The sequence below is a fragment of the uncultured Thalassospira sp. genome (genome assembly GCF_963976115.1).
Classification (GTDB): Bacteria; Pseudomonadota; Alphaproteobacteria; order Rhodospirillales; family Thalassospiraceae; genus Thalassospira.
The window spans coordinates 38,635-55,722 of the sequence record NZ_CAXBJJ010000016.1; the positions used below are offsets into that span (position 1 = coordinate 38,635).

The following is a 17,088-nucleotide window of genomic DNA, read 5'->3' on the forward strand; positions in this document are numbered from 1 at the left end:
GCGGGGGACAAACACGGGGCACATATAGGGAAGGGACGAAAACGCGATCTGCGCTTTCGTCCCTTATAGTCAATCACATCACAGGCTGACAGCGATCAATCGCGCAGCAATTCGTTGATCGAGGTTTTTGAGCGGGTTTTTTCATCGACCCGTTTAATGATTACCGCGCAATACAGGCTGGGGCCAGGTTTGCCATTGGGCAGCGGTTTGCCCGGAATAGATCCCGGAACCACAACCGAATAGGCCGGAACACGACCGATAAAGATTTCGCCGGTTTCGCGGTCAATGATCTTGGTCGAGGCACCAATGAAAACGCCCATCGAAATGACGGCACCTTCTTCAACGATCACACCTTCGACAATTTCCGAACGCGCACCGATAAAGGCGTTGTCTTCGATAATGACCGGGCCTGCCTGCAGCGGTTCAAGCACGCCGCCAATACCGGCACCGCCTGAAAGATGCACGTTTTTGCCGATCTGGGCACAGGAGCCAACGGTGGCCCAGGTGTCAACCATCACGCCGGTGTCAACATAGGCACCCAGATTGACAAAGCTGGGCATCAAAACCGTGCCCGGTGCGATATAGGCCGAGCGGCGCACAATGCTGCCCGGAACGGCACGGAAACCGGCCTTTTTAAATTCTTCATCACCCCAACCGGCAAATTTCGACGGAACTTTGTCCCACCAGTTGGTGTTTTCACCGGGGCCGCCGGGAATGGTGGCCATGTCGTTGAGGCGGAAAGACAGCAGAACCGCCTTTTTCGCCCACTGGTTCACGGTCCACTGACCGTCGTTCTTTTCGGGTGATTTTTCAGCCACGCGCAACGTCCCGCTATCAAGTGCGATCAGGGTCTGTTCAACAGCTTTGCGGATTTCGCCCTTGGTGGCCGAGGTGATCTGGTCGCGGTTTTCCCAAGCGACATTGATCACGCCTTCAAGTTCCATCTTGTCCATCTATGGTCGTCCTTGCGGTGTGGCTGGTTTTTTTCTTCGCGGCGGAGAATGGGCAATGCGGGTCGTCAAGTCAACTGTGCCTGTCTGTGTATTTTGACTGATTATATCTTTCAATCGTTCCTGGCGCATTGCAGGAAAGCTAAATAATTGTGGCGATAGTGTTTATATCGCCTGATCAGCGGGCGGCTTTTGCCACCAGCATTTCCAGAAATACCGGCAGATTATCGGTTTCGTGGTCGATACGCGGGTCGTCGCGGCCTTCATGCGCCCAATCGGAATCACTGTGAACCCAAACGGTCGTCATTCCCATATCCTTGGCCGGTAACAGGTTTTTGGCCATGTCTTCAAAATAGATGGCGTTTTTGGGGCTGATGCCATCCCGCGACAGCAAACGGTCATAGGGCAATTTTTCCGGCTTGGGGATATAGTCGGCATCAACAATATCAAAGATGGTTTCAAAATGATCCGCAATGCCCAGACGCGCCATCACACGTTCGGCGTGGCCGCGTGATGCATTTGTGAAAATAACCTTTCGGCAGGGCAGGGCCATCAGTGCGTTGGACAGAACCGGTGCCGGTGCCACAACTGACAGGTCAATGTCGTGCACTTTATGCAGATAATCGGCCGGGTCGATTTTATGTTCCAGCATCAGGCCACGCAGGGTGGTGCCATAGCGATGGAAATAGGATTTCTGGATTCGGAATGCTTCTTCGGGCGGCAGGCCAAGAGAATCGCTGACATATTGTCCGATCAGCGTTGAAACCTGGGAAAACAGGTCGCAACTTGAGGGGTAAAGTGTGTTGTCGAGGTCAAAGATCAAAACGTTTTCTTCGGTGACAATCGGCAACGCGGCAGGATCAATTGGCAAGACAGCTTTGGTCATCAAATGCATTCCGTGATTGGGGCAAACAGCCTGGCGGCACATCATCAGATGCACAGGCAACACTATTAAAACATACATATCGCGACTTGGCGCGATGATGAAGACTCAATATCGAAATCTGCGACCGGCGGCATGATGCCTCGAAATGACGGGTTGCAGGGCAAATTGATGTCTGCATAATCGAATAAATTAAGGTTCTTGATCGCCGGATGCAGATAAAATTCGACAAATTGGCTTAAAGGCGGTTTTAATTGTAAGAATGATGGTCAGGGGGTAAACGCTTGCTGCAATGCGATGACCATCATGACGGAGGCTACCATGGAAATGCAATGTTTCCGAGGATTGATCGAAATGACAGTGCCTTTTAGGCATGCGAGGGGCAATTGAATAAAGGCCTTAAAAAACACGCATCGTCTTTGCGCAATGAACGTAACCGTTTTGCCGCGCTGGCGTTTGTGTGGGGAGATCTGTTGCTGGAACTTGACGAGGCGTTCGAGATCGTTTTTGCGTCAGGTGCATCAGAAGGCATATTGGGGCTAAGTAACGGGCAGATTGAAGGCATTCGCTTTGTCGATTTGCTGTCCAGTAATTTTCGGCCTCTGGTCAGCGAGATGCTGCATGTCGCGCGTCGTCGCGGCAGGATGGACAATGTTCTGGTACGCTTTACGCGCCCCGACGAACGGATCAGTCCGCCCGTATCCATGACCGGTTATTTTTTGCCTGATCTGGGCGGGCATTTTTTTGTTGCCTTGCGGGTGACCGTCAATTCGTTGCCCCATGATGTTTTGCAATCCATTAAACGCGATGGCCCGACCGGCCTTCTTGATGAAGAAAGCCTGTCGCGGGTAGTGACGGAACGCTTGATGGCGCAACGCGAAACCGGCCAGAATCAGAAATTTTCTCTGTTTACCCTGAATGCTTTTGAACCCCTGTGTGAGCGCATGGAGCATGTGGCCCGTGACGAAATGCTGGCGACCATCGGGTCGTTTTTTCGCGCCCATTCTATCGGCGGGGATACGGCAGGGCGCCTGAATGCCAGCCAGTTTGGCATGTTGCATAATCCCGAAGTTCGCATTGGCGATCTGCAACAGCGCATTGCCGAATGTGCCATGGATGCCGACCCGCAGGGTAAAGGCATTATTGTGCGCACATCGGAAACCGATTTTACCGCCCATGCCATGCCGCCGGGTGATTTGGCACGCGGTGTTTTATATTCTATCCGTCGTTTTTGCGATAAACAGGAACATAACTTTACCTTCTCGCGGCTGACCGGGCATATGCCCAACCTGGTCAATGATACCTTTGGCGCGATGCGCGATTTTGGGCAGCGGGTTGACCGGCTTGAATTTGATGCGGTTTATCAGCCGATCGTGCGGTTGCCATCAGCTGAAATTCACCATTTTGAAGTTTTAGTGCGGTTCTATCGCGAAGATGGCGAGTTGATCCCCACTGACCAGCTGATCATGTTTGCCGAACAGGTCAATATGATCCACCGGCTGGATCTGGCAATGATACGCCGTACTTTGAAATGGATCAGACAGCAGCTTGAGGAAGGCATTGATGCCCGTGTGGCCGTTAATGTTTCCGGGCAAAGTTTGGCCAATCCTGATTTTTGTCGATCTGTCATTGCCTTGTTTGAACGCAGCAAGGAATCGCTGCCGCAATTAATGATCGAAATTACCGAAACTGCCGAAATTACCGACCTTGAACATGCGGATATATGGTTGTCGCGGTTTCGGCAATACGGGGTTGAAATTTGCCTCGACGATTTTGGTACCGGGGCAGCAAATTTCAATTATCTCAGCGCACTGGAAGTTGATTACGTCAAGATCGATGGTCCGTCGATCCATCAGTCGTTAAAAAACCAGAAAGGCCGGGCATTTTTACGCTCGTTGGTCGGGCTGTGCCATCAGCTTGGTGTCGAAGTGGTGGCCGAGATGATTGAAACCGACGAAATGCGCGACCTGGTCACGAAGGCAGGCTTTGATTTCGCCCAGGGTTATTTGTTTGGCAAGCCGGAAAAAGACATTACCAGCTATTGGCGCAAACTGCGTTCGCGGCGTGGACGCAAAAAACAGATATAAAAATGACCGGCTTGAAACGGCAGTTTAATGCCGCTTTGACGTGCTAATGGCGCCCCTGAGAACGGGGCGCCCTTTTTTTTGAAAAAAAACTGCGCCAGTTTTCCCTGTCTCCCGCGTGGATATCTGTACCGGTCGGCATTCCGGCCGGTTGGCAGGTATGTCAAATCCACAATATCCATATAGGAGACAGGGTCATGCCCAGTATTAACACCAATATGTCGGCCACACTGGCGGTATCAAACCTGAACAAGACCAACGACGAAATGTCGTCGGTCCTGACCGCAATGTCGAGCGGCAAAAGCATTAACTCGGCGTCGGATGATGCATCGGGTCTTGCTGTTTATACCGCCATGTCGGTTGACTATGCGTCGTGGGAACAGGCTGGCGACAATGCTGAAGTTGCCAATTCCATTCTTGAAACGGCCGACGGCGGTTTGTCCGCCATTTCGGACATTCTTGAACGGATGTACGAACTGGCATCAGAAGCGTCTTCTGGCTCGGTTACCGATACCGAACGCGGGTATCTCGACACAGAATATCAGGATCTGATTAACCAGATTTCCTCGACTGTGGCATCGACCACCTATTTCGATACCCAGTTGCTTGATGGTGCCTATGACGAAGGCTTTCTGGTTTCGGCGGATTCATCTGATGCCAACGCCACCATTCAGGTGACCTTGTCGACGGATTTCAGTGCTTTGACCCTGGTTGGTACAAGCCTTACCGATGCCACCAATGCCACCGCAGCCCTGACCGCCCTTGATGCCGATATTCAGACGGTTTCTTCGGGTCGGGCAGAAATTGGTGCGCTTGAATCACGGTTCGATTTTGCCGCTGACGTTATCGATACGGCTTCGACAAATCTGGAATCCGCAATGGGCGTCTATATGGATGCTGATGTTGCCGAACTCAGTGCTGAGCAAACCGAGTTGGGTGTGAAGTTGGACTCTGCCATTCAGGCGTTGTCTGTTTCAAATTCGAACCTCGAAAAGCTTAGCCGTTTGATGCAGTAGGCTTTGACATGACAGGATCGCGCCTTTGGGCGCGGTCCTGATGTCGCGGTTATTTTCCATGCGCGTTGCCAAGGAAACCGGGTATGTCGACCGTTAATTCTGCCACATCGTCAAGCTATATATCGTCTTCTTACACATCTGGATTGACCGATATTGATACGGCATCCCTTGTGCAGGACGCTTATGATGCAAAAATGGCAAAGGCCGATGTTGTTGATGCCAAAATCGATGATATTGACCTTCAGATTGCTGCATATGACGAGTTGCAGGATTTACTGACTGCTTTGGAAGATGCCGCCGAAAACCTGACGGCAGACGCCGAACTGACCAGTACCCGTGACGATGTGTGGGTTAGCAAAACTGCTTATTTGTCGTCATCGGACAGCTCCGTAACCGCAAGCGACGTTGTTGGCGTGCTGGTTGATGATGCGGCAACGACAGGCACGTACGAGCTTGAGGTCACCCAGATTGCCACGGCTCACAAAATTGCGGGGGATGTGGTCACAAGTGCCAGCGATGCTGCTGGTGTTGCGGGTAATTTAAGTTTGGCATTGGGCGATGGCGACAGCGTTGATATCAGCGTTGATGCCGATATGTCCCTTGAGGACATTGCCGATGAAATCAACAAGCAAAAATCGACCAGCGGTGTTTCCGCCTCGGTGCTGCAAATTTCCGATACTCAGTTTATGCTGGTTTTGTCGGCAAACGATACCGGCCAGGAAATCAATTTTTCCACCGATGGCGCGGATACATCTGTTGCCCAGGCCCTGGGGCTGGTCGGTGATGATGGCAGTTATAGCAACGAACTGATTTCTGCACAGCCGGCCATTTTTAAAGTTGACGGGGTTGAAGTTACCCGGAGCAGCAATACCGTTGACGACGTGATCAGCGGTGTAACGCTGTATCTGTATGATGCTGAGGAAGGCACTAAAATTACCCTTGAAGTCGAGGACGATGCCAGTTCTGCCTACGACGCGATCGAGGCCTTTGTCGACGCTTATAACGATTTCAGAAGTTTCGTTTTAAGCAATCAGGCCTATACCGCCGGTACCGGGGCTGATGACGATGCGGTGCTGTTTGGGGACAACCTGCTGTCCTCGGCCGCGCGCGATGTCTATGACGCGCTTGGATTTCGCAGTGATTCCAGCTTGTATCAGTCCCTGTCATCGATCGGTATTTCCTATGATGACAGCAACTATCTGGTGATCGACAGCGAGACGCTGGAAAGTGCCCTTGTTTCGGATTTTGACACGGTTTCCACGCTTTTTTCCCTGCAAACCGACAGCAGTTCGGATGATTTGCTGGTTTACGGTGCTGATGGCGGCTTCAGCGGCAGTTTTACGGTCAATCTGACGGTTGATGCAGATGGTAAACTGTCATCGGCTGATGTTGGGGGGGATGACAGTTTGTTTACGGTGGACGGGAATAAGGTTACCGGGGCTGAAGGCTCGATTTATGAAGGGGTGACGCTGTATTTCGGCGGCAGCGAAAGCCAGTCTGTTGATGTCACCATTACGCCTGGTCTGGCTTATGGCCTGAAAAACAGCATCGATACCTATACCAACGCAACGGATGGCTTTTTAAGCGACCGGATCGACCGGCTGGAACAGCAGACCGACGACCTTGAAGATGAAGTTTCCGACATCACCCAGGATGCCGAAGATTACGCGGCCAAACTGATTGACCGTTATTCCGTTCTCGAAACGAAAATGTACCAGTTGGAATTATTGCGCGACCAGCTAGAGGCCCTTTGGGGAAATGATGATGACTAAAATGAAGCTGAAAAACAAATCCAGAACCCGTAACGTGCCGCCACAGCGCCCGGCATTAAGCCAGTTTGTGGGCGCCAGCAGCTTGTATAACAATGCATTGCGCACGACCTCGCCTGTGACCATGATGGTTCTGGCAATTACGCGTGTGCGACAGCATTTACGTCAAGCTGCCAAGCATCGTGCTGACGGGCATTTTGATGAAGAGACTCAGGAGCGTTCAATTGTTGTCGGAAAGTTGCGAGGCTTGCGCGCGGTGGTCGCACCGAATGAAGCGCCGGAGCTTTCACGCGATTTGATGGCGTTTTATACGCGTATGTTGCGTGTTCTGACACGTGTTGGTCGCAATATCCCTCAGGAAACGCGATATTCTTTTGTTGATCGTCATCTTGAAGCTATGGCGCGGCAATGGAATCAGGTAGCTTTGGGCAATACGGAAACGGCCAGTTCAGCGCAATCGCCGGAAAAATCCCGGTTCAATCAGGTTTTGTGAGGCATCGTTGAGCGTAGGCCTTAGCCAGAATATGACAACAGCAAGCCATGTCCGCGAGGCGGCATCACAAAGTGTCGCGTTATCGTCGCTGAGTGATGAGGCATTGGTTGAGCGAGTTGTCGCCGGTGACAAGGCTTCATATCGTGTGCTGGTTGAAAGGTATTATCGCCCAATCCAGGGGATTGCCCGGCGTATGGGGCTGTCCTCCGGGGATTGTGAGGATGTCGCGCAGGATGTTTTTGTCCGCGTCTGGCTGCATCGGGAAAAATGGCGTGCCGATGGGGCAAAGTTCAAGACCTGGCTTTATCGGGTTGCAGTTAACCGGGTGATTGATTTTAAACGTCGCCCGCGCCCGGTGGAGAATGTCGAGATCGAAGAAACCCCTGATGGCGCAATGTCACCGGTGGAAAAACTGGCCCAGCATCAGGATTTCGTCCGGTTGCGGGCGGCGGTTAAAAAATTGTCTGATCAACAACAAATTGCCATCAACTTGTTTTATGATCGCGAACTTTCCAATGCGGAGGCCGCCGAAATCGTTGGCATATCGGTCAATGCAATGGAATCTTTGCTAAAAAGGGCGCGAAAGCGGTTACGGGAAGAATTGAAGAATATCCTGTAGGTGCTATTGTTGTTGAAATGTTCGAACAGGTAGGTTCGTCCTATGAAAAAAGCGGTGATCAGTGAATATCAGCGAATTTGAAAGCTTGCTGGATCAACATGGCTGGGACATTTCGTTCTGGCCAGAGCCGTTTCGCCAGGAAGGCAACAGGTTCGTTGCACAGAATGACGAAGCAGCCGAACTGATTCGGCATTTGCACGCCCTGGAAGATGATTTTGTCGCCGATCCATTGCCCATGGGACGGCACAAAGCAATTGACGATATTTTTGGCGCTATCGAAGCTGCCGAAAACAACCTTCGTGACAACAACACCGATAACGATGATCTGGCACCAGACGCGCGCGGGCAACATAATGCCGCTGCGGACCCGGATTCAGATTATATGGCACCGTTATCCGAACATGGCCCCGCCGAAAAAGCGCGTCGCCATGTGCCATCCGGCTCGCCGCGCAAAGCGCCGGTCAATCATCTTGGTGTAACAGGTGATGGTCCTGTTGCCATGACTGATCGCGGAAATGCGCGTTCTGCGCGCTCGAATATCATATCGGGGACAGCAAGTGTTTCGCGCGCGTATGTTATTTCTGCCGCGGGAATGTTGTTATGTATGATTTTCGGGTTCGTGTTCGGGGTGACTTTTACCGCGCGTCAGGGCCTTTCCAACATGGCCGAGGCTGACGAAATCCCTGTTGCCCAGATCGTGGATCGGCATCTTTACGATCTGGCACTTCCGGATAATAACATAACTGGTGACAACACCGGGCGGGATGCTGCCGAGGAAAAACCAAATGTTAAATGACCGTCGCAAGCCGACGACAACCGCCAAGTTTCTTATGGCATCAATGGCCCTTAACCTGTTTATCGTTGGGGCACTGGCGGGTAACTATTTTGCGGGGAATGGCTCTGTTCTGACATTTGAACGCGAAGCACCTGCCTTTGACGATCGTCCGCCAGGGCCGCCGCCCATGCGGATGATGACCCGCCTGCGTGACAGCCTGTCGCCACAGGGGAAAATCGTTTTTGATGAGGAAATGGGCCCGGTTATGGACGTGATAGCAAAGAACCGTGAACCGGGTCTGTTCAAGCACATGGCCAAGGTGCTGTTAAAAGAACATCCTGCAGACAGCGAAATCAACGATGCCTTTCAGACGTTTGCGCAAACGGTTAGCAGCGAGATTACAACAGTTCTTGATCATATGGCGCGCATGGCTATTCGTCTGTCGCCTGATGACCGCTATCAGCTGGCGATCAATACGCCGCCATTGTCGCCACAGGGAGCACCTGCCGGGCAGCCTCCCAGGCCGTAATTTTGTAAGATAAAGACTTTGAAAAAGGGCGCTTTGGCGCTCTTTTTTTATGGATGGCACGAATAATTGAAATTTGTGCGCCAGTTTTTACCAGCCCAGCCGTGAAATTAACAAAGCGATCCATGATCATGTTATTTCCCGGAGGCGGTGATGAGTTTCCTGAGCGGTCTGACAACAAGTACTTTAAGTGCCGCAGCGTCAACTTCAAGCACGACATCGTCGGGCACAACCAGTTCGTCGGATAGCGACAGCAGCACATCATCGACCTACGAAACCTATATGACGTTGTTGCTGACCCAGTTGCAAAACCAGAATCCGACAGATCCCGAAGACACATCGGAAATCACAACCCAGCTTGCAACCTTCGAGCAGCTTAATCTGGCCGAGCAAAATAATTCCCTGCTGACGGATCTGAGCAGTTCGTTGCAGTCGCTTCAGGGGGTGGTCGAAAATTCGGCGGCGCAATCATATTTGGGCACTGACATTGTTGCCCTTGGCGACAGTGCCCCGCTCGAAGATGGCGAAGCAGAATGGTATTTCGTTCTTGAGGACGCCGCCGCCAGCGTCAATCTCAGTGTGTCGGACGAAGACGGCAACGTGGTTTATCAGACCACGACAACCGGTGACGAAGGATCAAACAATTTTGTTTGGGACGGCACCCAAAGTGACGGATCGGTTGCGACATCGGGTGTTTATACCCTGTCGGTAACGGCCACAGACAGCGACGGCGCATCCGTAAATTCCCAAACCTTGATGACTGGTGTGGTGTCCGCCCTGGACCTGACCGGGGATGACGCCGTTTTGTACGTCAATGGCGTTGATGTTGATCTGGACGATGTCCAGGGCACGCAAACCGTTTCCTGATGTGAAGGATTGATATCATGAGCCTGAGCAGCGCACTGAGTTCGGCCGTTTTGGGGCTAAATGCCCAATCTACGTCGCTAGGGGTTATTTCGGGCAATATCAGCAACAGTGGCACCGTTGGTTACAAGGACAGTTCGGCATCGTTTTCCTCGCTGGTAACAACACCGGGGTCTTCGACCCAGGGCTATGCCAATGGTGTGACGACAACGACGCTAACCAATATTACCTCCCAGGGGTTGGTCGAGACTGATTCCGATGTCACCAGCCTTGCCATTTCCGGCGATGGATTTTTTGTCGTCACCAATGAAAGCGGCGATGTCTATTACACCCGGGCAGGTGACTTTGACACGGATGATGACGGCAATCTGGTCAACAGTTCCGGTTATTATCTGATGGGGTATGCGGTTGATGAAAACGGCGATCCGGCAACGGGTACCGTGCCCAGTTCAACCTCGGCGCTAAGCACCATCAACCTCAATGAACTGACCGGCACCGCTGATGCGACATCAAATATCTTGACAGTGATGAATTTACCGGCCGACGCCGAAGTGGGTGACAGTTTTTCGGTTGATGTCGAAGTGTTCGATTCCCTTGGGACCAGCAACACCGTGACCTATAGCTATGAAAAAACCGGCACCAACGAATGGGAACTGACCTATGGCGACCCGGTTCGGACGTCGGACGGCACGACGGTTACCGGCACATCGTCGGGCGGGCCGCTGACCATTACATTTGATGGTACGGGCAACCTTTCTGCCGTCACCGATGCCTCCGGCACTGATGTGACAAATAGTTCGACCTTGACGATCACGGGTTGGACCACAGGTGCCAATGACAGCACGATCACCAATGATCTGGGAACGTCTGGCAGCACCGACGGTTTGCAGCAATCGGCATCGAAGGATGGCGACGGCGACATGACACTTTATTCTGTGACCAGCGATGGCAGCAATTACAGCGAAGTTGAATCGGTTGCCATTTCCGATGATGGCGTGGTGTCGGTGACGTTTGAAAACGGTTCAACCAAGCCGATCTATCAGGTGGTGCTGGCTGATTTTGCCAATCCCAACGGGCTAACGGCTTATTCCGATACAGTTTTCAAGCAAAGCAATGTATCGGGCGACTATGTTCTCAATACCCCGGGCAATGGCGGGACAGGCGATATTTCCAGTTACTCGCTTGAAGGTTCCACCGTCGATACGACCACCGAATTTTCCAAAATGATTATCGCTCAGCAGGCTTATTCGGCGGCCGCCCAGGTGGTTTCAACCACCTCGGATATGTATGACACGCTGATTTCGGCAGTAAACTAGGCACAGGGGACCAATGATGAATAATCAGGCTCAAACATCGATGCCTGCGTCTGGGGCATTGCCCGACATTTTGTCGCGGCTTGATACGCTTCTGGATGTCGAATTTCGCATCCTCGAACAGGCGCAATACGATCTTCTGCCCGGTATCACGGCCGAGAAAATTGAACTTCAGGGCAAGCTGGAAGTCGCACTTAAAGCCGAGTTGGCCCAGAAATCGATTAAAGGTCCAATCGCCTGTTTTAACGACAGTTTCTTTATGGTCAGCGAACTGAAAAAGAAGCTTGATCGCAACAACACCCGGCTTTTGGCGCGCAAGGATGCCTGCCTGAAACGCATTCGTGCCGGCTGGTTGGCCGTCCGTCCCGATAGTGCCACCCGCTATGACCGTGATGGCGACCTTGCTACTGATTTTTCCCACGTTCTGTTGAACATGAAGCTTTAATCCCCCTTCCCTGAAACCGACGACATAAAGGCAGGTTCCATGTCCATTCGTGCCGCCCAGTCCGCAGCATTAAGTTCGCTCCAGGCAAGCCAGTCCGGCATTGCGGTGGCGTCGAACAATATTGCGAACGCGTCGGTCGAGGGCTATACCGCCAAAACTCAAAGCCTGGCTACCAATACCCAGGCAGGTTCGACAACCGGGGTTAATGTTACGGCGACCGGGTCGAGCGTTGATAAATATCTGTTAAAATCGATCAGTGGTTCCGCAACCGATAGCGGCTATGCCGATGTTTTTACCAACCCGCTGACAACGGTCAGTTCGGCCTTTGGTACGGTTGGCGACGATGATTCCCTCTCGACCATGATTACCGAACTGGAAACATCGCTGGCGACCCTGGCCTCGAATGCCAGTAGTACATCGCAAAAATCGCTGGTTCTGGCCGATGCCGAGAATATTTCCAACAACCTCAATACATTGTCGGAAACCGTTCAAAGTGAACGTGGTAATGCCGATCAGAAAATCGATGAAACGGTTGAGCAGGTTAACAACCTGCTTTATCAGATTCAGTCTTACAATGAACAACTGACCGGCCTTGATGCCAGCACATCTGCCGCAAGCGAGCTAAACGATGCCCGTAACCAGGCGATCAATGACCTGTCGGAACTGGTCAATATTAGTTATTTCACCGATTCAAAAAATCAGACGCAGGTTTATCTGGGCGGGACCCAGTTGGTCGGAAGTCAGGTTCACGAACTTTCCTATACGCCCTCGGGTGCGGTTAATGCCGATACCACGTTTGGCGATATTACGGTCAATGGCAAGGCGGTTACATCCTCAATTGATGGCGGCACGCTGGGCGGTTTGATCGATCTGCGCGATGAAACCCTGCCCGCCATTCAGGACCAGCTTGATAATATGGCGGTGACATTGATGGATAGTATCAATGCCATAACCAATATGGGAACGGCCTATCCCGGGGCGGACGAACTGACTTCAAGCCAGAATGTGGCGGCAGGGGATGCGATTTCGGGGACCGGGACGGTACGTCTGGTTGCCACCGACGATAATGGCGATGCCGCTGAAATCCTTGATATTGATCTGTCGACAATTTCGACGGTGCAAGATCTGGTCGATACCATCAATGCCAGCAGCACCCTTACCGCGACCCTGAATGATGATGGCACCATGACCATCGCGGCTGCCAGCGATGATGTGAATGTCGCGATCATTAATATGGATGCCTCTGTTGGTGCAGATGAACAGGGTTTTTCCGATTATTTCGGTTTTAACGACATGTTCATCGGCACATCGGCGGCAGACATGTCGATTAACAGTGTCTGGAGCGACAATTCTTCGTTGCTGCCCACAGGCAGCGGGTCTTCCGACAGCACCCTTGCGGTTGGCGATAACGTTATCGCGGTTGCCAGTGACGATGTCGCCAGCAGCCTTTCCGCCCTGTTTGACGAAAACCTTTCTTTCGGGGCGGCTGGTGCGATGGGGGCGACATCGTCAAGCCTGTCAAATTATGCCGCTGAATTATTGTCTGATGTGGCAAGGCAAACGTCAGAAGCCCAAACCAATGCCGACGTTGCCGATGCCGCCTATAGCGACCTTGTGGAAAGTTTTTCCAATCAGTACGGGGTCAATCTTGATGAAGAGGCCCTGACCCTTACCAATCTTGAAAGTGCCTATAGCGCTGCCGCCTCTGTTATCGATATTACCAAGTCGATGATGGATACATTGTTGCAAATGGTTCAGTAACGGTTTGATTTCATGAGAGTTTCCACATCCGCCATGCAGCAGTCCCTGATCAGTCAGATGCGTAATGTTCAGACCCAGCTTAACACTGCGTCCGAGCAGAGCACCACAGGCATCAAATCGACCAATTATGCCGGTGTTGCCGATCAGGCATATGTATTAACCAGCCTGTCGGCTGAAATTTCGCAGGCAACAAGCTATGCGGATCTGGCTGAATCCATTCAAAGCCGGGTGGATGTCTATTATGACAGCCTAAGCACCATGACCGATGTTTTAACCGACATGCTGAGCGACCTGTCAGCTGCACAAAGCAGCGGTACAAAAACGGTTATCGGCTTGAATGATTCCGCCCAGTCTGCCCTTGATACCATGGCAACCCTGTTAAATACCCAGTATGAAGGCCGTTATCTTTATGCCGGGTCGGCGACGGATACAGTGCCGGTAACCGTCGATAGCACGACCTATGGCGCGATCACTGTGCCGTCATCAACCGATACATCCTATTACGCGGGCAATGACGATGTTTCATCCGCGCGCGTTGCCGATGGCATGACGGTGGATTACGGCATGACCGCCGATATGGATATGTTTGAAAATGCCCTGCGGGCTTTGAACATTGCCGCCAATGCCAGCACGGACCCGATTGACAGCGATGCCCTTTCCGAAGCAACCAGTTTGATTAATTCGGCATTGGACGGGATTGGTGAACAACAAACCCGGATGTCGTCAGTACATGCCCAACTGGAATCGGTGATTGATATGCATACCGATTTTCAGCTGACTGCCGAAAGCATGGTGTCGGATCTATCGGAAGTCGATATTGCCGAAGCAATGGTGCGGCTTGATACCCTGTCTGTTCAGCTTGAAGCATCCTATTCTGCGGTGGCAAAAGTTTCGGATCTGTCGCTGTTTGATTATTTGCGTTAGTTGGTCCAGGCGGTGGGCTGCTTGATGTCGGTAACATCGGCGACGCCGTATTTTTCAAGAATATTTTGGTAAACACCATTGGCACGGATGGTTTTGATACCGTTATTAAGGGTGTTTAACAGTGCTGGTGCATCGTCGATCTTGCGCGAAATACAGCTGTAATACGGTGCCTGGCTGGTTTCATGATATCGCAGCGCTAACCCGGTATTGCGTGCTTTGTGCGCCACCATAACCGGTTCGCGAAAAGAATAAATCATATCAATGCGGTTGTTATAAAGCATGCCCAGCAGGATTTGTTCGCGCGTGGCGGTAATGACCGTCAGCCCGGCATTTTCGGCCGTATTTTCCAGGTTATACCCGCCGACAACACCAATACGCAGATTTCGTGCATCGCCAAGCGAGGTGATCTTTCGCGATATGCGACCGGCAATGGAAAAAAGCCCGATCCGGATCCGGCCCAGTTCAGCCGAATACAGCATGTCGGCTTCGCGCTCCACAGTGTAGGAACACGAACATAACCCATCCACGCGGCCTTCCTCGGCTAAAAGATAGGCCCGTTTCCACGGATAAAACGGGGTTTTCAGGGTTAAGTTTCCCACGGAAAAGGCCGCTTTAAGCAATTCGATGTCATATCCGGGCAGGGGGGCTGTTTCACTTATTTTGGATGGCGGGAACGGGTTGCAGGCCATGGTGACAGAGCGGCGTATCTCAGTGGCGTGGGCTTGACCTGAATATGCAAAAAACGTTGTCACCGCCATGATGGCAATGCCCAGTTTGATTGGCCTTAATCTTGTCATCCCGGTTCTCCCCGCCCCCAAATAACAATTCTGTTGGCTGTTTTTCTTGCAAGGTTCTGTGTGCGGTTTCTTGGCGAACCGTTTTTTGCTTTACCGTTATTGGACGTTATAAAAAAAGGGCCGACCCGAACCGGGGCCGGCCCTTTTGGAACAATAAGAAATTAACCTTATTCAGCAGCTTTGATTTCGGCGCTGTTGCGAATGGCAATTTCTTTAACGTCATCATTCACGTGTTCTTCGAACTTGGCAAAGTTCTTTTCAAAACGTGATGTCAGATTTGCTGCCGCCTTGTCATAGGCGGCCTTGTTCGACCAGCTTTCACGCGGGTTCAGCACACTGGCCGGAACGTCGCCGCATTCGGTCGGATAAGACAGACCAAAGAACGGGTCGGTTGCGAAGGGCACGGTGTTTAACTCGCCATTCAGGGCGGCGTTTAACAGGGCGCGGGTGTAACCGATTTTCATGCGCGACCCTTCGCCAAAACCACCCCCGGACCAGCCGGTATTGACCAGCCAGCAATCGGCACCGTGCTTTTCGATCAGTTCGCCAAGAAGTTTGGCATAAACCGAGGGATGGCGCGGCATGAAGGGGGCACCAAAGCAGGCTGAAAAGGCGGCGGTCGGTTCCTTGACACCTTTTTCAGTGCCAGCAACCTTGGCAGTGTAACCCGACAGGAAGTGATACATTGCCTGGGCGGAACTGAGTTTTGCGATCGGGGGCAGAACGCCAAAAGCATCGCAGGTCAGCATGACAATGTTTTTCGGGTGGCCGCCCCGGCCATTTTCCGACGCATTGGGAATAAACTCAATCGGATAGCACGACCGGGTATTTTCGGTGTGGCGCTGGTCGTCAAGGTCAAGCTCGCGGGTTTGCTTGTTCATGACAACGTTTTCAAGAACCGTGCCGAAGGTTTGGGTGGTGGCATAAATTTCCGGTTCGGCCTCGCGCGACAGCTTGATCACCTTGGCATAACAACCGCCTTCAAAGTTGAAAACGCCGTCTTCGCCCCAGCCATGTTCATCATCCCCGATCAGGGTGCGCGACGCATCGGCCGACAGGGTGGTTTTGCCGGTGCCCGACAGACCAAAGAAAATGGCGGTGTCGCCATCGGGGCCGATATTGGCCGAACAATGCATCGGCAGAACGTTTTTGGCGGGCAGGATATGATTAAGAACCGAGAAAATCGATTTTTTCATCTCACCCGCATACCAGGTACCGCCGATCAGCACCATTTTACGCTCGAAGCTGACCATGACGAAAACATCAGAACGGGTTCCGTCCGTTTCAGGGTCAGACTGAAGGCCCGGCGCATGCAGGATGGTAAAGCCGGGGTCAAAATCGCGCAGGTCTTCTTTCGGCGGCTGAATGAACATGTTGCGCACAAACAGGTTGTGCCATGCATTTTCATTAATAATGCGTACCGGAAGGCGGAATTGCGGGTCGGAACCGGCGTAACAATCCTGTACGAACAGTTCAGTACCCTGGAAATATGCGCGCATTTTCTGATACATGCGCTCAAATACATCCGGGGAAACCGGGCGGTTTACATCGCCCCAGTCAATGTCGGCTTTAACCGATTCTTCTTTAACGATATAGCGGTCCAGCGGGGAACGGCCGGTATGTTCGCCGGTCAGGGCGACAAAGGCGCCACCCTTGGCAATCTTGCCTTCCGAACGACGAATGGCATGTTCGTAAAGTCCGGCAGCGTCCAAATTCCAATGAACGGCGCCAAGATTTTTGAGGCCATGTTTTTCAAGGCCTACACGGCTGACAACGGGTCCTGATTGCAGCACAGATCTCTCCTAGTGGGAACAAGAAGTCTGGGGTTTATATTATCATTATGTCAGCAACCCGTGGGGGGGACGCCAA

General features: G+C 52.1%; 16 protein-coding genes. 12 read left to right on the plus strand and 4 right to left on the minus strand.

What is annotated here, in order from left to right; all coding sequences use genetic code 11:
* Positions 1-95 precede the first annotated feature (95 nt).
* A complete protein-coding gene (dapD, locus tag AAC086_RS19175) occupies positions 96-953 on the minus strand; it encodes a 2,3,4,5-tetrahydropyridine-2,6-dicarboxylate N-succinyltransferase (RefSeq protein ID WP_339781134.1) in 858 nt (285 codons plus the stop codon).
* A gap of 175 nt (positions 954-1,128) precedes the next feature.
* Complete coding sequence (locus AAC086_RS19180; RefSeq protein ID WP_339781136.1) at positions 1,129-1,836, minus strand: pyrimidine 5'-nucleotidase; 708 nt, start codon at positions 1,834-1,836, stop codon at positions 1,129-1,131.
* 383 nt (positions 1,837-2,219) lie between these two features.
* On the opposite strand from AAC086_RS19180, the gene AAC086_RS19185 reads away from it, so the two are divergent.
* From AAC086_RS19185 to AAC086_RS19240, 12 genes are all read left to right on the plus strand, one after another.
* Positions 2,220-3,920, plus strand: a complete 1,701-nt coding sequence (locus tag AAC086_RS19185) for an EAL domain-containing protein (protein WP_339781138.1) — start codon at positions 2,220-2,222, stop codon at positions 3,918-3,920.
* A gap of 194 nt (positions 3,921-4,114) precedes the next feature.
* On the plus strand, positions 4,115-4,933 hold the full coding sequence (locus AAC086_RS19190) for a flagellin (protein WP_339781140.1): 819 nt from the start codon (positions 4,115-4,117) through the stop codon (positions 4,931-4,933).
* An 83-nt stretch (positions 4,934-5,016) separates the two neighbouring features.
* Positions 5,017-6,705, plus strand: coding sequence for a flagellar filament capping protein FliD (gene fliD / locus AAC086_RS19195; protein ID WP_339781141.1), 1,689 nt, complete (start codon positions 5,017-5,019; stop codon positions 6,703-6,705).
* Positions 6,692-7,195, plus strand: a complete 504-nt coding sequence (locus AAC086_RS19200) for a flagellar protein FliS (RefSeq protein WP_339781142.1) — start codon at positions 6,692-6,694, stop codon at positions 7,193-7,195. Before fliD ends, AAC086_RS19200 begins: the two co-directional genes overlap by 14 nt.
* A 31-nt stretch (positions 7,196-7,226) precedes the next feature.
* On the plus strand, positions 7,227-7,814 hold the full coding sequence (locus tag AAC086_RS19205) for a sigma-70 family RNA polymerase sigma factor (RefSeq protein ID WP_339781144.1): 588 nt from the start codon (positions 7,227-7,229) through the stop codon (positions 7,812-7,814).
* A 61-nt stretch (positions 7,815-7,875) separates the two neighbouring features.
* Positions 7,876-8,610, plus strand: coding sequence for a hypothetical protein (locus AAC086_RS19210; protein WP_339781146.1), 735 nt, complete (start codon positions 7,876-7,878; stop codon positions 8,608-8,610).
* Positions 8,600-9,118, plus strand: a complete 519-nt coding sequence (locus tag AAC086_RS19215; RefSeq protein ID WP_339781148.1) for a hypothetical protein — start codon at positions 8,600-8,602, stop codon at positions 9,116-9,118. The genes AAC086_RS19210 and AAC086_RS19215 overlap by 11 nt, the downstream gene beginning before the upstream one ends.
* Before the next feature lie 150 nt (positions 9,119-9,268).
* A complete protein-coding gene (locus AAC086_RS19220) occupies positions 9,269-9,982 on the plus strand; it encodes a FlgD immunoglobulin-like domain containing protein (protein WP_339781150.1) in 714 nt (237 codons plus the stop codon).
* Positions 9,983-9,999: 17 nt separating this feature from the next.
* Positions 10,000-11,295, plus strand: a complete 1,296-nt coding sequence (gene flgE / locus AAC086_RS19225) for a flagellar hook protein FlgE (RefSeq protein ID WP_339781152.1) — start codon at positions 10,000-10,002, stop codon at positions 11,293-11,295.
* A gap of 13 nt (positions 11,296-11,308) precedes the next feature.
* Positions 11,309-11,737: a hypothetical protein gene (locus tag AAC086_RS19230; RefSeq protein WP_339781154.1), complete on the plus strand. Its 429-nt coding sequence runs from the start codon at positions 11,309-11,311 to the stop codon at positions 11,735-11,737.
* Between the two features lie 39 nt (positions 11,738-11,776).
* Positions 11,777-13,498: a flagellar hook-associated protein FlgK gene (gene flgK, locus AAC086_RS19235; protein ID WP_339781155.1), complete on the plus strand. Its 1,722-nt coding sequence runs from the start codon at positions 11,777-11,779 to the stop codon at positions 13,496-13,498.
* Between the two features lie 12 nt (positions 13,499-13,510).
* Complete coding sequence (locus tag AAC086_RS19240; protein WP_339781156.1) at positions 13,511-14,422, plus strand: flagellin; 912 nt, start codon at positions 13,511-13,513, stop codon at positions 14,420-14,422.
* On the opposite strand, the gene AAC086_RS19245 is transcribed toward AAC086_RS19240, so the two are convergent.
* Both AAC086_RS19245 and AAC086_RS19250 read right to left on the minus strand, forming a co-directional pair.
* Entirely contained in the window at positions 14,419-15,219 is an 801-nt protein-coding gene (locus AAC086_RS19245; RefSeq protein WP_339781158.1) for an ABC transporter substrate-binding protein, read from the minus strand. The two genes, AAC086_RS19240 and AAC086_RS19245, sit on opposite strands and share 4 nt — an antisense overlap.
* Before the next feature lie 167 nt (positions 15,220-15,386).
* Positions 15,387-17,012, minus strand: a complete 1,626-nt coding sequence (locus AAC086_RS19250) for a phosphoenolpyruvate carboxykinase (RefSeq protein WP_339781160.1) — start codon at positions 17,010-17,012, stop codon at positions 15,387-15,389.
* Positions 17,013-17,088: the final 76 nt, after the last annotated feature.

Excerpts from the sequence above, each read along its gene's own strand:
- dapD (WP_339781134.1), bottom strand. The coding sequence starts at position 953 with ATGGACAAGATGGAACTTGAAGGCGTGATCAATGTCGCTTGGGAAAAC.
- AAC086_RS19180 (WP_339781136.1), bottom strand. The coding sequence starts at position 1,836 with ATGACCAAAGCTGTCTTGCCAATTGATCCTGCCGCGTTGCCGATTGTC.
- AAC086_RS19190 (WP_339781140.1), top strand. The coding sequence starts at position 4,115 with ATGCCCAGTATTAACACCAATATGTCGGCCACACTGGCGGTATCAAAC.
- fliD (WP_339781141.1), top strand. The coding sequence starts at position 5,017 with ATGTCGACCGTTAATTCTGCCACATCGTCAAGCTATATATCGTCTTCT.
- AAC086_RS19200 (WP_339781142.1), top strand. The coding sequence starts at position 6,692 with ATGATGATGACTAAAATGAAGCTGAAAAACAAATCCAGAACCCGTAAC.
- AAC086_RS19205 (WP_339781144.1), top strand. The coding sequence starts at position 7,227 with ATGACAACAGCAAGCCATGTCCGCGAGGCGGCATCACAAAGTGTCGCG.
- AAC086_RS19215 (WP_339781148.1), top strand. The coding sequence starts at position 8,600 with ATGTTAAATGACCGTCGCAAGCCGACGACAACCGCCAAGTTTCTTATG.
- AAC086_RS19220 (WP_339781150.1), top strand. The coding sequence starts at position 9,269 with ATGAGTTTCCTGAGCGGTCTGACAACAAGTACTTTAAGTGCCGCAGCG.
- flgE (WP_339781152.1), top strand. The coding sequence starts at position 10,000 with ATGAGCCTGAGCAGCGCACTGAGTTCGGCCGTTTTGGGGCTAAATGCC.
- AAC086_RS19230 (WP_339781154.1), top strand. The coding sequence starts at position 11,309 with ATGATGAATAATCAGGCTCAAACATCGATGCCTGCGTCTGGGGCATTG.
- flgK (WP_339781155.1), top strand. The coding sequence starts at position 11,777 with ATGTCCATTCGTGCCGCCCAGTCCGCAGCATTAAGTTCGCTCCAGGCA.
- AAC086_RS19240 (WP_339781156.1), top strand. The coding sequence starts at position 13,511 with ATGAGAGTTTCCACATCCGCCATGCAGCAGTCCCTGATCAGTCAGATG.
- AAC086_RS19245 (WP_339781158.1), bottom strand. The coding sequence starts at position 15,219 with ATGACAAGATTAAGGCCAATCAAACTGGGCATTGCCATCATGGCGGTG.